11 protein-coding genes are annotated in these 15,132 nt (G+C 43.9%); 4 read left to right on the top strand and 7 right to left on the bottom strand.

Annotated features, from left to right (window positions below; translation table 11 throughout):
- Window positions 1-22: 22 nt before the first annotated feature.
- Both groL and groES read right to left on the bottom strand, forming a co-directional pair.
- On the bottom strand, window positions 23-1,657 hold the full coding sequence (gene groL / locus CAL7507_RS23460) for a chaperonin GroEL (protein ID WP_015130974.1): 1,635 nt from the start codon (window positions 1,655-1,657) through the stop codon (window positions 23-25).
- Between the two features lie 92 nt (window positions 1,658-1,749).
- Window positions 1,750-2,061: a co-chaperone GroES gene (groES, locus tag CAL7507_RS23455; RefSeq protein WP_015130973.1), complete on the bottom strand. Its 312-nt coding sequence runs from the start codon at window positions 2,059-2,061 to the stop codon at window positions 1,750-1,752.
- A gap of 1,108 nt (window positions 2,062-3,169) precedes the next feature.
- Between groES and CAL7507_RS23445 the strand changes: the two genes are divergently transcribed.
- Complete coding sequence (locus CAL7507_RS23445) at window positions 3,170-3,847, top strand: response regulator transcription factor (protein ID WP_012407592.1); 678 nt, start codon at window positions 3,170-3,172, stop codon at window positions 3,845-3,847.
- A gap of 67 nt (window positions 3,848-3,914) precedes the next feature.
- Here CAL7507_RS23445 and CAL7507_RS23440 read toward each other — a convergent pair whose 3' ends face one another.
- The 3 genes from CAL7507_RS23440 to CAL7507_RS23425 all read right to left on the bottom strand — a co-directional run bounded on the left by CAL7507_RS23440 (window position 3,915) and on the right by CAL7507_RS23425 (window position 7,018).
- On the bottom strand, window positions 3,915-4,223 hold the full coding sequence (locus tag CAL7507_RS23440) for an NIL domain-containing protein (protein WP_015130972.1): 309 nt from the start codon (window positions 4,221-4,223) through the stop codon (window positions 3,915-3,917).
- A gap of 1,038 nt (window positions 4,224-5,261) precedes the next feature.
- Window positions 5,262-6,653 (bottom strand): asparagine--tRNA ligase, encoded by a 1,392-nt coding sequence (gene asnS, locus CAL7507_RS23430; protein ID WP_015130970.1) that lies wholly within the window; start codon window positions 6,651-6,653, stop codon window positions 5,262-5,264.
- A gap of 2 nt (window positions 6,654-6,655) precedes the next feature.
- Window positions 6,656-7,018 (bottom strand): hypothetical protein, encoded by a 363-nt coding sequence (locus CAL7507_RS23425; protein WP_015130969.1) that lies wholly within the window; start codon window positions 7,016-7,018, stop codon window positions 6,656-6,658.
- 116 nt (window positions 7,019-7,134) lie between these two features.
- Here CAL7507_RS23425 and CAL7507_RS23420 point away from each other — a divergent pair, with 116 nt between their 5' ends.
- The gene (locus CAL7507_RS23420; protein ID WP_015130968.1) at window positions 7,135-7,416 is read left to right on the top strand and encodes a DUF6439 family protein; all 282 of its coding nucleotides are present in this window, start codon (window positions 7,135-7,137) and stop codon (window positions 7,414-7,416) included.
- Window positions 7,417-7,492: 76 nt separating this feature from the next.
- Here CAL7507_RS23420 and CAL7507_RS23415 read toward each other — a convergent pair whose 3' ends face one another.
- Window positions 7,493-7,948, bottom strand: coding sequence for an anti-sigma regulatory factor (locus tag CAL7507_RS23415; RefSeq protein ID WP_015130967.1), 456 nt, complete (start codon window positions 7,946-7,948; stop codon window positions 7,493-7,495).
- A 426-nt stretch (window positions 7,949-8,374) separates the two neighbouring features.
- Window positions 8,375-9,742 carry a 23S rRNA (uracil(1939)-C(5))-methyltransferase RlmD gene (gene rlmD, locus CAL7507_RS23410; RefSeq protein ID WP_015130966.1) on the bottom strand — a complete coding sequence of 456 codons (1,368 nt, stop codon included), beginning with the start codon at window positions 9,740-9,742 and terminating at the stop codon, window positions 8,375-8,377.
- 236 nt (window positions 9,743-9,978) lie between these two features.
- Between rlmD and CAL7507_RS23405 the strand changes: the two genes are divergently transcribed.
- Window positions 9,979-10,464 (top strand): allophycocyanin subunit alpha-B, encoded by a 486-nt coding sequence (locus CAL7507_RS23405; RefSeq protein ID WP_015130965.1) that lies wholly within the window; start codon window positions 9,979-9,981, stop codon window positions 10,462-10,464.
- 837 nt (window positions 10,465-11,301) lie between these two features.
- Window positions 11,302-15,108, top strand: coding sequence for a phosphoribosylformylglycinamidine synthase subunit PurL (gene purL / locus CAL7507_RS33500; RefSeq protein ID WP_015130964.1), 3,807 nt, complete (start codon window positions 11,302-11,304; stop codon window positions 15,106-15,108).
- Window positions 15,109-15,132: the final 24 nt, after the last annotated feature.

Here is a 15,132-nt window from a genome sequence, read left to right as displayed (position 1 = left end):
ACAAATCAGGGACTATAGATTATTAGTAATCGAAGTCACCGCCACCAGGACCAGCACCAGCAGGAGCAGCATCCTTAGGCTCAGGCTTGTCAACAATGATACATTCGGTTGTCAACACCATGCCAGCGATCGAAGCAGCATTTTGCAGCGCAGAACGAGTGACTTTAGCGGGGTCAACAATACCAGCTTCAAACAAATCAACGAATTCGTTGGTTGCAGCATTGTAGCCAATGTTGAAATCCTTCTCTTTGACGCGTTCAGCAATGACAGCGCCATTCTGACCAGCGTTTTCAGCAATCCGCTTCAGAGGAGCAGGTAAGGCGCGAACGACAATCAACGCACCAATCAACTCTTCATCTTTCAGGTTAGCTTGCGCCCAAGTTTCCAACTGGGGAGCCAGGTGAGCCAGTGTTGTACCACCACCAGGTACAATACCTTCTTCCACAGCAGCCTTAGTCGCGTTGATCGCGTCTTCTAGGCGCAGTTTCTTGTCCTTCATTTCGGTTTCGGTGGCTGCACCCACTTTGATCACAGCAACACCACCAGCTAATTTAGCAAGGCGTTCTTGGAGTTTCTCTTTGTCGTAAGAAGATTCGGTTTCTTCAATCTGACGACGAATTTGCTCGATACGAGCCTTGACAGCCACTTCATTACCTTCAGCAACAATTGTGGTGCTGTCTTTGGTGATGGTGATGCGGCGAGCTTTACCGAGGCTATCCAGCTTGGTGTTATCCAGCTTTAAACCAGCGTCTTCGGTGATTAACTGACCACCAGTGAGGATGGCTATATCTTCTAGCAATGCTTTACGGCGATCGCCAAAACCAGGAGCTTTGATAGCCGCAACGTTTAACACACCACGCAAACGGTTGACAACTAAGGTTGCTAAAGCTTCTTTTTCAATATCTTCGGCAATGATGACCAAAGGACGACCAGCACGAGCTACTTGCTCAAGCACGGGTACAAGGTCTTGTACCAGGGCAATTTTCTTGTCGGTCAACAGCAAGAAAGGCTCGTCAAACACGGCTTCCATGCGTTCAGCGTCGGTAGCGAAGTAGGGAGAGATGTAGCCTTTGTCAAAGCGCATCCCTTCGGTAATTTCGAGTTCGGTGGTCATAGATTTCCCTTCTTCTAGGGAAATTACGCCTTCCTTACCCACTTTGTCCATTGCTTGGGCAATCATCTGGCCGACTTCTTCGTCGTTACCGGCTGAGATGGAACCAACTTGAGCGATCGCTTTAGAATCTTCTACGGGACGAGCGTGTTCAGCGATCTTCTCTACCAAGAAAGCAGCGGCTTTGTCAATACCGCGCTTCAACAAAATTGCATTTGCACCAGCTGCAACGTTCCGCAAGCCTTCTTTAACGATCGCATGAGCCAAAACGGTGGCGGTGGTTGTACCATCACCAGCAGCGTCGTTGGTCTTAGAAGCAGCTTGGCGAATTAGCGCTACGCCAGTGTTTTCTATGTGATCTTCTAATTCGATTTCTTTGGCAATGGTGACGCCATCATTGACAATCTGTGGTGCGCCAAATTTCTTCTCTAGCACCACGTTACGACCTTTGGGCCCAAGGGTGACAGCCACGGCTTCAGCCAGGATGTCAATGCCTCGTTCCAGAGCGCGACGGGCGTTCTCGTTGTAGATAATACGCTTTGCCATAGTTTTTATTTGTCCTTTGTCACTTGTTTTTTGTCATTTGTCTTTTGTCATTCGTTCTTTGTCATTGGTTAATGACTCACGACCAATGACCATTAGGCAACGACTGCTAAAATGTCTTTTTCAGAAAGCAATACGTATTCTTCTGTGCCGAGCTTAACGTCGGTGCCAGCGTACTTGGAGTACAACACCTTGTCGCCAACTTTGATTTCCAATTCCTGACGAGAACCGTCGTCGTTGCGCTTACCAGGCCCAAGGGCAACTACTTCCCCTACCTGGGGCTTTTCCTTAGCGGTGTCCGGTAAATACAAACCACCTGCGGTCTTTTCTTCTGAGGCGCTCACTTTCACGAAAACGCGATCGCCCAGAGGTTTAACTGTAGAAACGCTTAGAGATACTGCTGCCATATAATATTTCTCCAGAGTTAGCACTCTCGACTCCTGAGTGCTAATCTACCGAAATACAGCAACCAATGGCAAGAATTCTTGGTGTACGGGTTCCCGAACTCCGCAAGGGTAGCCTTACTTAAGAATAAATACCTAATTAGTCCCAACTTTCAGGTTCTGTTCGGTAAATTACGAATATTTTGATAGGGACTGGGGACTGGGGACTGGGGACTGGGGATTGGGGATTGGGGACTGGGGAGAAATGACAAATGACAAATGACAAATTCCTTTTTTCCCAACTTTATTTGCAAAGCTGGGAAATTGTTATAGAACTGTAATCAGGGATCTACTCGATGAGTAACATTACAGTGATCCAGTCTAGCCGTCAAATCCCCCAAACCACTAAATATCTAGACAAAAAACCCTAACTCCGCAGCACATTTTTATTTGTGTTGACCAGACAAATGCTAACTCCTGCTCAAAACAAGCTAGTCTGGAATCCTGGGAGTACTTACAAAAGCGACTTCAAGAGCTAAAACTCGACCAGCCGCAAAAGAGTCGTCCCAGTTGCGTCTTCAGAACTAAGGTCAATTGCTTGCGAGTTTGTTGTTCTGGACTGATAATGGTGGTTTACCCGGATGGTGTCTGGTATCGCCAAGCAAACCTAGAAGTTGTTGAGCGGATCATTGAAGAACACTTGATAGGCATAATGGTGGTGGAAAAATAAAAATATATATTTTTAACCCATCCTGTGCCAAAAACTTCTCTAGTTGCTTGTGAACAAATGATAGAGGCTTAACATCCAAAGGATATCGTAAAAAGTAGTGAGCGCTTTGAAGCGGGGGTTGGTTTTGAGCTGGGGTCATCTTAAGCCAATACTTAACTTGTGAATTGGAAGGATTATTATTTAATCAGTGTTTTTTCACCCGCCACTTTCAAAGCGATATATAATAACGCATTATAGTTACTACTACTCTACGTATCCTTACTGGAATTTTGCCAATGAGCTAGTAGTCTCTCAAAAGTGATTATCACTCATGAGACTGCCCAGCAGCAAAAGCAAGTTAAGTTCGACAAAACGACAACATCTCAAACTAATCCACATAGAGGATAACGATACAAGACCTTGATGGACCGAAGCGCGACAAGTGCCACTGCTATGAAAGAACCCAGCATGAAAGATCACAAACGACTTCTACTGATTGATGATGACCCTAACCTCATCTTGCTGGTGAAGGATTACTTAGAATTCCGGGGATATGAAGTCATCACCGCTGAAAACGGACGCGAAGCTCTGGAAATTTTAGAGCAAGATGTTCCAGACATGATTATCTGCGACGTGATGATGCCGGAAATGGACGGATATACTTTTGTGGAACAAGTCCGGCAAAACGAACGCACCAGCTGGATTCCCGTTCTTTTCCTTTCAGCTAAGGGACAAAGCGCAGACCGAGTTAAAGGTCTGAATAAAGGCGCTGATGTGTACATGGTCAAGCCCTTTGAACCAGAAGAACTCGTAGCGCAAGTAGAATCCTCGCTGAAACAAACTATCCGTTGGAAAGAACACCAAGCAAAAGGAGGAGAAAACGGTTCCCGAATTCAAGTTCCCTTTGATGTGCAGTTAACCCCAACAGAACTGAAAGTAGTACAGTTCGTAGCTAGGGGTTTAGCTAACCGGGAAATAGCTGAAGAGCTAAATGTTAGCCAGCGCACCGTTGAAAGCCATGTGTCCAACATGTTGGGCAAAACTAATCTCCACAATCGCACTGAGCTAGCGCGATGGGCGATTGAAAATCAAATGGCATAAATTAAAAGAATGAAGGATGAATTCCTAGACATTTTATCCTTCAGCTTTTAAGCTCTATACCTTGAGGTTACCACCCATCTTCTTCAGGGGTTGATTGGTGTAAGAATTCTATGTCCAGCTCATCTAGATAGGTTAGAGCGCTGTCAATTTGGGGTTTTGTTCCTCGTAGTTCCAAAATAAAACAGCTATTTCCTGTCATGGTTTCATCCATTTGAGCAGATGCAATGTACACTGTGACACTGTAATGCGATGCCAGTCTTGAAATCACTGGCTCTCCATGTAAGTGTTTGGGGATGCATATCTGGACGCGAGTCTGGGTACGTCGCTGATCTGCTACATGAGTAGTAGACTTAACCTGTTTGCTGGGAGTTGCCATTGTAGCTTCCTATTCAAGTTCAACTTCTTGGACGCAGGTTTGACGTTGCACAACTTTTTTATGATCTAGGGTCTTTAGCAAAACCCTTACAAGTGAGACAGCATCTACAAATGCTGTCTCTATCTTGTTTTGTTCAGGAGGGAGTTTTCTATGTAAAACATACACATAGTTCGCTCCAGTCAACTTGAATATAAAACTTATACTTGGATATCTCAGCATTCTCAAATGCTGATCAAACAATGATTACCCCAAACTGTTTTAGCTTCCTAACGGATTGTAACTAACTTACTGCGTAAAGCCTAAAGAAAAGAAAACACGGATGTTTAAGGGCTATTTCCCTAAGTGAACTTCGTTTTTGATACCAGTATTATAATGTTTATTTTTCTAGTATAAATATATCATGGAGATTGTCAAAAACTCAACTCCTCCACTCTTGTTTTCCTGATAGTATCTATTCGGGATTGAGGCGTGAAGCCCAATGACACCAAGGTATTCACTGGATAAAACTGTTTTTTGACCCACTGAAAATTCTTTTTAACTTTCCTTTTCACTCCTACACAGAAAAATTTGCTACTTTACCTACTTACGCATTTTAGAGCCAATAGTAATATTCAGTATCAGTATTAATCATTACCTCTGTTGTGTGCCTTACTATTTGACTGTACACATGAGGCGCTTTTGCTTGATCGCAAACAGCAATTCCCTTTACTCTCCTTGAAAAGTGTAAGGACGAGAAATTTCCCCCCTCTATCAGGTTGGGTTGAGATACACAAACCCACACCTCCTTTTAAATAACATCTACCAGTTCAAAACGTATTTTTTTGCCAATTACTCTAGTGATCTATCGCAAAAGTTTTGATAGGTTCGTAGTAAGCACTTCAGTGCTTAAGAGGAGGACTAAAGTCCTCACTACGAACTAAGACCCTTCAGAATTAATGCGATAGACCACTAGTGGTCTTATTGATTGTATTGAAAGTCACAGAATAGCGATCGCAGAACTAACTTCCTCTACAGATAAAAAGCATTTCCAGGCTGGTGCTAAAACTCGGCGTTTTGGGGTGTGCGGGGGAAGGGAATCACGTCGCGGATATTTGCCATACCCGTGATAAATTGCACGAGTCGCTCAAATCCCAACCCAAAACCAGCGTGGGGAACTGTACCATAACGACGTAAATCTAAATACCACCACAAGTCTTCTGGCTGCATTCCTTGAGCTTTAATTCGCCGTTCTAGGACTTCTAAACGTTCTTCCCGCTGGGAACCACCAACAATTTCGCCGATTTTAGGTGCAAGAATATCCATAGCGCGAACGGTTTTTTCATCCTCGTTCAAGCGCATATAAAAGGCTTTGATTTGTACTGGGTAATCTGTGACAATTACTGGCTTTTTAAACTGTTGTTCAGCGAGGTAACGTTCGTGTTCTGATTGTAAATCTAAACCCCAACTCACAGGATACTCAAACTTGACATCAGCTTTTTCTAAAAGTTTGATGGCTTCTGTATAAGTTAGGCGTTCAAATTGATTGTTAATAATATTTTCGGCTGTTGCTAAAACGGTATTATCAATGCGCTGATTGAAAAATTCCATGTCTTCTGGACACGTTTCCAACACATATTTAAAAATGTGTTTGAGGAACTCTTCAGCTAAATCCATATCGCCTTCTAAGTCACAAAATGCCATTTCTGGCTCAACCATCCAAAATTCTGCTAAGTGGCGGGAAGTGTTGGAATTTTCTGCACGGAAGGTGGGACCAAATGTGTAGACGTTAGAGAACGCCATCGCCATAACTTCCGCTTCCAACTGTCCACTAACTGTTAAATATGTGGGTTTGGCAAAAAAATCTTGACTGTAATCGACTGCTTGGTCTTTTATCCTGGGAATATTCTTGAGATCCAAACTACTGACGCTAAATAATTCGCCTGCGCCTTCGCAATCGCTAGCGGTGATGATGGGTGTGTGAACCCACAAAAAGCCTCGTGTTTGGAAAAATTGGTGAATGGCTGTAGAACAGGCGTTTCTGACGCGGAAAACTGCACCAAAAGAATTAGTCCGCGATCGCAAATGTCCAATAGTCCGCAAAAATTCAAAGGAATGGCGTTTCTTTTGTAGTGGATAAGTATCGGGATCAGCTTCCCCGTGGACTTTCACGGTTTCGGCTTTTAATTCAACCCGCTGTCCCTTACCTTGAGATGCTACCAATATTCCTGTCACTTCAACGGAAGCACCCGTGTTCAGCTGCTTGACTATTGCTGCATAATCTGGCAAATCCTGATTGATGACAACTTGCAAATTAGCTAGGGATGAGCCGTCATTAACTTCGATAAAAGCAAACCCCTTCAACTCACGTTTTGTCCTTACCCAGCCTTGGACTAGGAGAGACTCATCAGGTTGACCACTTCGCAATATTTCTGCAATCCTTTGATTTACCATATTTACCCAACACAGGACTTTAATATCCAGCCTATGATAACGCCCATTCCACCAAAGCGGACGGCTTGCCAGAATGGTTTTTTGAGGCTACCCCAAGAAAATAACTGGCTTTCTAAGTTTATTTCTAACACTTCCAGCCGCTGTTTAATCTGGCGTAACTCAGCTTTGATTTCTGGTGTGTGATGTTTATTTTGATTTAGTTGGTGGCGACGCTGTTCCCACTCTGCTTTTTGTTGGCGATCGCTCTGCAATTGAGTGTAGCGTTCTTTTAAATCTAGAAGCGATCGCTCTACTTCCTCTAGTTCTTGTCCAAAGTCTATTTCTGGATTTTCTTCCGGCGGCTGGGATTGTTTACGCGGCTTCATGTACAAGTAGTAAGATTGAGTATTAGTCAATGGTCAACTCTCAACAGTCAACGGTCAATAGACTCTTGACTCTTGATTCTTGACTCTTGACTCTTGACTCCTGACTCTTGACCATTATGTCTCAATCAACCCAGCTGCCTAAATCCAGTCAATTAAACGAATTTAGCAATCTAGAGCTAGCTCAAGCTCTGATGGAGAGACTGAGTATTTCTCCTAATGATTGGCATCGCCTCAAGTCTAACCGCAATTCTCGCGCCAGTGAGCAAGCCGCCGCCGCTCTTTTATTTCTTATCAAGGAGCAACCGCAAGAAGCGATCGCCAGATTACAACAAGCGGCTAGTTGGTTAGATCGCTCAATTTCTGCTCCTCCTTGTCCTAGTCACGGCGAGAAGAAGTAAGGGAGATAAGTTTTAACAGTTATCAGTGAAAAGTCAACAACACAATGGCCGTGATAACTGTTAACTGTTCACTGATTTAACGTCGCAGAGATAAGCGGGAACGAGTTTCTAGTTGTTTACAAAGTCTTAATTCTGTGCCTTTGCGGTTCCACTGTACCTGATCAAAAATTTGATGGAGCAGGCACATACCTCGACCGCTTTCTGACTCATCTGGTGGTAGATAGTCTGTTGGCTCGATATCTAGATCAGGTTCTGATGCAGGACTAAAGCCTCCACCCTGATCTGATATCACCCACCAATACTGATTATCTATTAACGAAAAACGGACTACAACAGTTTTGCCAGGATCAAGATTATTGCCATGTTTAGCTGCGTTGACTAAGGCTTCTTGAAGTCCTAGTCGCAGTTCCGCTTGTAATTTTACTGGAATCTCTGCCAATAGCAAATCTAAGATTGGACAAAGATAGAGGGTTGAGGCAAAACTAATAGTGCCCCAATATCGTCCAACTGGACGGAGCGAAATGGTAATCACAAGAGAAACCCCATAGCTTTCAGTTAGCTAGACATCAGTTTGCTGTCACAGGCACCCTGATAAAAATTGAGGTGGTCATGCTGCCTTCAAACTTGCGTCTTTAAAACTAAATTTTGAAAATGCTAGGGAGCATTGGCTCGGTTTATGAGGTTGGATAGTTTACAAATACAACTAGGAAAAACCTGCTAATGCAGGCACCGAATTAAGAGGTGCTAAAAACTTTAAGGAGTATTATCATACTCTTGTGTATTTGTCGATTTGTAACCTAAACAATCTTATTCATAACTCTTTAGAGCCTATGCAACATCAAATTTTTTAAACAAAATCAATCTTATTTTTAGGTTAATTCGATTTTAGCATTTTTACTATGCACTAGACTACAAATTTCTGATTTGAGTTTTTTGAAAGAACTTTGCACCCTCTTCATCAATGTGATAGCACAAGAAAAGCGGCAGCTTCCACATGAGCGGTTTGGGGGAAAAAATCAGCAGGTTGTACTCGTGTGAGAGTGTATAGCCCCTCTTGACAAAGTAGTTTGAGGTCACGAGCAAGAGTGGCTACTTTACAACTGACGTAGACAATCCGAGATGGTTTCAGTTGCCGTAATGTTTCTATAACAGCGCGATCGCATCCTTTGCGTGGCGGGTCAAGTAACACCACTTCTGGTATAATGCCCAAATTCGGAAGGACTTTCTCTACTGCCCCCACTTGAAATGTAATATTATGAATTCCATTGTGCTGGGCGTTTAAAATCGCTTGTGACACCGCTGCTGCTTGGACTTCCAAACCCGTAACCTGTCGTGCTTGTTGGGCTAGAGGCAAAGTTAAAGTCCCAATGCCACAGTAAGCATCAACTAACACTTCATGTCCTTGGAGATTCAGTTCTGACTGAATGACCGCCAATAGTGCCTCTGCTGCTTCAGTATAAACTTGAAAAAACGTCTCCGGGCGGATTTGAAATTCCAAACCAGCGAATTTTTCCTGCAGGTAGGGAACTCCAGCAATACAACGGGTTTCGTTGCCGAAGATAGCATTTGTGCGATCGCTGTTACGATTTAATGAAACTCCCATCAGACCAGGATAAGATTTTAACCACTCCTGTGCTTGGTGAGCAATTCTCGGTAAATTCCAGTCTTTCACCACCAAAGTCAATAACATTTCCCCAGTACGTCGTCCAATCCGCAAGCTGAGATGGCGGATTTGCCCTTGGTGACGATTTTCGTCATAAATTGGCCAACCCTGTTGTTGGATATCCTGCTTCACTTGGGCAAGGATGGGATTTAATCTTGAGTCTTGCACTGGGCATTGATTCAAGTTAACTAATTGGTGGCTAGCTTTTTGGTAATAACCAGCTTGTACTTGTCCAGTTGCTGATTTGCCCAGAGGATATGTAGATTTGTTGCGATATCCCAAAGACGAAGCAGCTACTAAAACTGGATCTACTGGTGGCTGCATAAAACCACCAATGCGTTCCAAAGCTTGGATAACTTGATTGCGCTTGGCTGCCAGTTGAAACTCATAATCAATATGCTGCCACTGACAGCCACCACACTTATCAGCCACAATGCAACTTGGACGCAGACGATGAGGAGATGGTGTCAATAGCTGCTGCAGCTGACCGTGGGCGTATTTAGGCTTAACATGTAGCAAGCGGACAATTGCGCGATCGCCTGGGACTGTATCTGGGATAAAAACTACGCGATCGTCATAGCGCCCCACACCATCGCCCGTATCACTCAAATCAGCGATCGTCACTTCAATTAATTCGCCTTGCTGCCAAAGTATTTTAGTCATTATTTATTAAAAAAGGGAATAGGCAATAGGCAACTTGTACTGAGCGGAGCCGAAGCATAGGCAATAGGTAATAATTTTTTACAAGATTGCCTCTTGTCCATTCCGAATTCCCCATACTTCGACTTCGCTCAGTACAAGTTCCCCATGCTCCATTCCCCAAAATAACTTTTTCCTTCACTTCTGTACCTCAGACTCGCTAAACTAGCAATTAATATTTCGCTTGATTGCAATACATCATGACTGTAATTAGCCAAGTTATTTTCAAAGCCGACGACGAACTGCGTTATCCCAGCAGTGGCGAACTCAAAAGTATCCAAAACTTTTTGCAAACCGGTATCCAAAGGACTCGGATTGCTGCCACCCTAGCGGAAAATGAAAAAAAGATTGTTCAGGAAGCAACCAAGCAACTTTGGCAGAAACGCCCTGACTTTATTTCTCCTGGCGGTAATGCCTACGGAGAACGTCAGCGTTCACTATGTATCCGGGACTTCGGCTGGTACTTACGCCTGATCACGTATGGTGTACTTGCTGGTGACAAAGAGCCAATTGAAAAAATTGGTTTGATTGGCGTCCGCGAAATGTATAACTCACTGGGTGTTCCCGTCCCAGGAATGGTAGAAGCTATCAATTCCCTGAAAAAAGCCTCCCTTGATTTATTGAGTACTGAAGATGCTGCCGAAACAGCACCCTACTTTGATTACATCATTCAAGCCATGTCTTGATACAAAATGTATGCTATTTCGAGTAGTGGACTTTTGCTCTACTAGAGTGCCGAATATTAGCACTCGACATCGATAACATTTCCAATTTGATCATACTCTCCCCACACTTGGTAGTGGCTGTGGCATATTCTGTGTCAAGTTATCAACCACCTGTGGGGAAATTTTATGGTTAATCAACAGTCATCAGTCATCAGTCATTTGCTAAGAACAACTGACCAAGATACAAAAAGCCGACAGTCTTTTGCAAAGGCTGTCGGCAATTAGTGTGTTCCCTATTAATGACTCGGCTAGAGTTCAGTTGTAAGTAATTATGCCAATTTGCCAATTTTAATGTGACGATCATAATCATGGGAACTAGTGATGTTCATCACTTGATAATCACAGGTAAGCTGTATTTATTCCGGCAATTTCTCGTTTTCGGTAGAATGGGCTATGTCAGAATTCCAAAGAATGTTACTTAAAATACAAATTTAAAACTTTCTATCAAAATCATATCATCAGACAAAAGCTGGAAGAACAGGATAGCGCACTATGCCAGCCGCTTGTAAAATTCAGCATTTTTACTGAGTATATAGTCTATGGCATCTTTAAAAAATGGTTCTGGCTAATTTAGCAATTCTTCAACACCGATTAGTACTAGTTCTTCTACTGATACACCTAAGCGAGTGGCTATTTCTTGCAACTTCAATCAATCCTCATCAAGAATTCTGATGGTAATGATGTTCATGATCAAGTAGCGGGCTTGAAGATACTTTTACTGTAACAGAAGTGTTAGTTGCACCCATAGCGCCAGTAAATCGATAGAATAATCCTCTGTCCCCTTGGTGCATTATTTCCATGACTGCCACATCTCCTGCTCCCTTTTCTCCACAAGAAATTGCCGCCGAAGGCCTCAAGCCAGAAGAATATGCAGAAATTGTCCGCCGCCTAGGGCGACATCCCAACAAAGCTGAACTGGGTATGTTTGGGGTGATGTGGTCAGAGCATTGCTGTTATAAAAATTCCCGCCCTTTACTCAAACAGTTTCCCACGACGGGATCTCGCATTTTGGTTGGCCCTGGTGAAAATGCTGGTGTTGTGGACTTAGGCGATGGACTGGAACTAGCATTTAAGATAGAGTCCCATAACCACCCCTCAGCAGTGGAACCATTCCAAGGTGCAGCAACAGGAGTAGGCGGTATTCTCAGAGATATTTTTACAATGGGTGCGCGTCCCATTGCTTTATTAAATTCTCTGCGCTTCGGTTCTCTAGAAGATGCTAAAACTCAACGGCTGTTCCAAGGCGTAGTTGCAGGGATTTCACATTATGGTAATTGTCTGGTAGGTAATGAAACATTTATCTGGAGAGATCAAGCTGGTGTGCATTTTGACACTATTGGTAACTTTGTGGAATCGCGGTTGAGTTCAGATCAGACTACTCTGGAATTAGATGATGCGATCGCCCCTGAAACTCTTTCCTTAGATCCTGACACCCATACTAGTTGTTGGCAGCGTGTGCGGCGTGTGTTTAAAAGACGCACTCAAACCTTAGTAACTATACGCACAGCCCTAGGACGCACCCTCACCGTTACACCAGATCATCCAATTTTGATGCGGTCAAAAGGTAGCTGGGACACCTGTACTGCCCAATCTTTACAAGTAGGTGATGAAATCCCCATACTGACATCATTACCAGAAATCGCCAGTGCAGAAACAATTCCTCCACTGGATTTAATCGCCACATTGAATCCTGACGATGCGACTGGTAGGGATGTATTTGTAAAACTTCCAGAGACTTGGCAAGCAACAGCACTGATCCGCACAGCTTTGCAGTTACTCGAACCTTCTGTCAGCAAGCGTCATCAATATCTCACATATGGGAAACTGCCTTTAGCACATTTTCTCAGCTTAGAACCCTTACTTAAAGTATCCCGTCAGGAAATCTGCCTGTTTCGTCGCGGCAAAGCTAACTATATGCGGGCTGTTATCCAGCCAGATGCAGAGTTTGCCCGCTTACTCGGCTATTACCTTTCTGAAGGATGCACTTCTCAAAATGGTAATACTTATAAAATTATCTTCACCTTCGCCCACCATGAAAGCGAATATGTCAATGACGTTGTGAGTGCTTTAAAACATTTGGGATTACGCCCATGTGTGGAAACACGGACTGCAACGATCGCTGTTTATGCTACTTCATGGCTATTTGGGCATCTCTTGAAAAATGTTTGGCAGTGTGGTAATAGAGCAAGCAATAAAGCTTGTCCAGCATTTGTTTTTACATGGCCAAGTAGCTTACAACGGGAAGTCTTGAAAGGTTTATTACGAGGTGATGGTTCCCTAACCACAAAAACGCATGGCAATCATGCCAAAATATCATTTGCGACAACAAGCCACAAGCTATTTGAGCAAACTTTGATGCTGATTCAAAATCAGGGGGCGATACCATATATTTATCAGCGATCGCCATCTACAGGACAAATAGAAGGTCGTCACCATCAGCGACTACCATTATGGCAGCTAGAAGTTAGCAACTTTGCGGGACTCACCGCCTTAGCAAATGTCTTTGCTACAGAAAGAACGGCACAATTAGCTACTGCTTTGGCACGCTATGAAGGTACAAAGTATTCTTTCCCTCGTTTCCGTAACTTTTCCGATGCAGTAGTAGTTGTCCAAATTAAGAGTATAGAAACCAATACCGTTGATGAATGTGATGTTTACGATGTGGAAGTAGACAACACACATCTTTTCGTCACTACATCCGGCATTGTCACACACAACTGTGTTGGAGTTCCCACAGTTGGCGGCGAAGTTTACTTTGATCCTGCTTATGCTGGTAATCCCCTGGTGAATGTCATGGCATTGGGATTGATGGAAACCTCAGAAATCGTCAAATCTGGGGCATCAGGCTTAGGAAACCCGGTGCTGTATGTCGGTTCTACTACCGGGCGCGATGGGATGGGAGGGGCGAGTTTTGCAAGTGCAGAATTGAGTGATCAGTCTATAGATAACCGTCCTGCTGTGCAAGTAGGCGACCCATTTTTAGAAAAGTCGTTAATTGAAGCTTGTTTAGAGGCATTTAAAACAGGTGCTGTTGTCGCTGCACAAGATATGGGGGCGGCGGGGATCACTTGTTCCACTTCCGAGATGGCTGCTAAGGGTGGTGTTGGAATTGAATTAGATTTAGATAAAATTCCCGTGCGGGAATTGGGGATGGTTCCCTATGAATATCTGCTGTCGGAATCGCAAGAAAGAATGCTGTTTGTTGCCCACAAGGGACGAGAACAGGAGTTAATTGATATTTTCCATCGTTGGGGATTGCAAGCTGTGGTTGCGGGTATGGTGATTGCTGACCCAATAGTCCGAATTCTTTTCCAAGGTGGAGTAGCTGCAGAAATTCCCGCTGATGCTTTGGCAGAAAATACGCCACTGTATCATCGTGAGTTATTGACAGAACCTCCAGAATATGCACGCAAAGCTTGGGAGTGGTCATCTGATGCTTTACCTCCGGCAACAACTGCTGGTATTGAAATCCAAGGAAGTCTGCAAAGTTGGAATGATATTTTGTTAACGTTGCTTGACACGCCCACGATCGCCTCAAAAAATTGGGTATATCGTCAATATGACCATCAAGTACAAAACAACACCGTCATCCTCCCAGGGGGCGCAGATGCGGCGGTAGTGCGCTTACGACCAATAGAACAAGTCCCCAATCCAAAATCCAAAATCCAAAATCTAAAATCGGCAGTTGCGGCTACTGTTGATTGCAATCCTCGCTATGTTTACCTTGATCCCTATGAGGGTGCGAAGGCTGTCGTGGCAGAGGCGGCACGCAATCTTAGTTGTGTGGGTGCTGAACCTCTGGCGGTGACAGATAATTTAAATTTTGGTAGTCCAGAAAAACCGATTGGTTATTGGCAATTAGCAGAAGCTTGTCGTGGTTTGGCTGAAGGTTGTCGAGAGTTAGCAACACCTGTGACTGGTGGGAATGTCTCTCTTTACAATGAAACCCTCGATTCTCAAGGCAATCCGCAACCAATCTACCCTACCCCTGTTGTGGGCATGGTGGGATTGATTCCCGATTTAAACAAAATTTGTGGTCAAGCTTGGCAAGCAGTGGGTGATGTGATTTATCTTTTGGGCTTACCTGGATCTAACATTACTTTGGGAGCATCTGAGTATTTAGCCACGATTCACGGCACTGTGGCAGGCATTCCCCCACGGGTAGATTTTGATTGGGAACGTCGCGTACAAAAAGTTTGCCGTGAGGGAATTCGCACTGGTTGGGTACGATCAGCCCATGATTGCGCTGAGGGTGGTTTAGCAGTTGCTTTGGCAGAATGTGCGATCGCTGGCAACTTTGGTGCGGAAATTACATTAGAAATACCAGAAAATCAGCCACCGCGCCTTGATGAAGTGCTGTTTGGTGAAGGCGGTGGACGAATTTTGGTTTCTGTCGCACCAGCACAACAAGAAATTTGGGAATCTTACTTAACAGAAAATCTAGGGAAAGAATGGCAAAAAATTGGCACGGTTGCTAATTATGAACAGGGTTTGGGGGTTTTAACCTCTAATAACCAAACGTTAATCAAGGTTAGCATCAAAGATGTAAGCGATCGCTATTCCCAAGCGATCGCTAAACGGCTAGCAATCCATGCCACTACCTAAAAAAGGCGGAAATTTCATCATTGA

It is taken from the genome of Calothrix sp. PCC 7507 (assembly GCF_000316575.1).
GTDB lineage: Bacteria > Cyanobacteriota > Cyanobacteriia > Cyanobacteriales > Nostocaceae > Fortiea.
The sequence above is the reverse complement of the archived record's forward strand: the minus strand, read 5'-3'. Positions and strand labels throughout refer to the sequence as shown.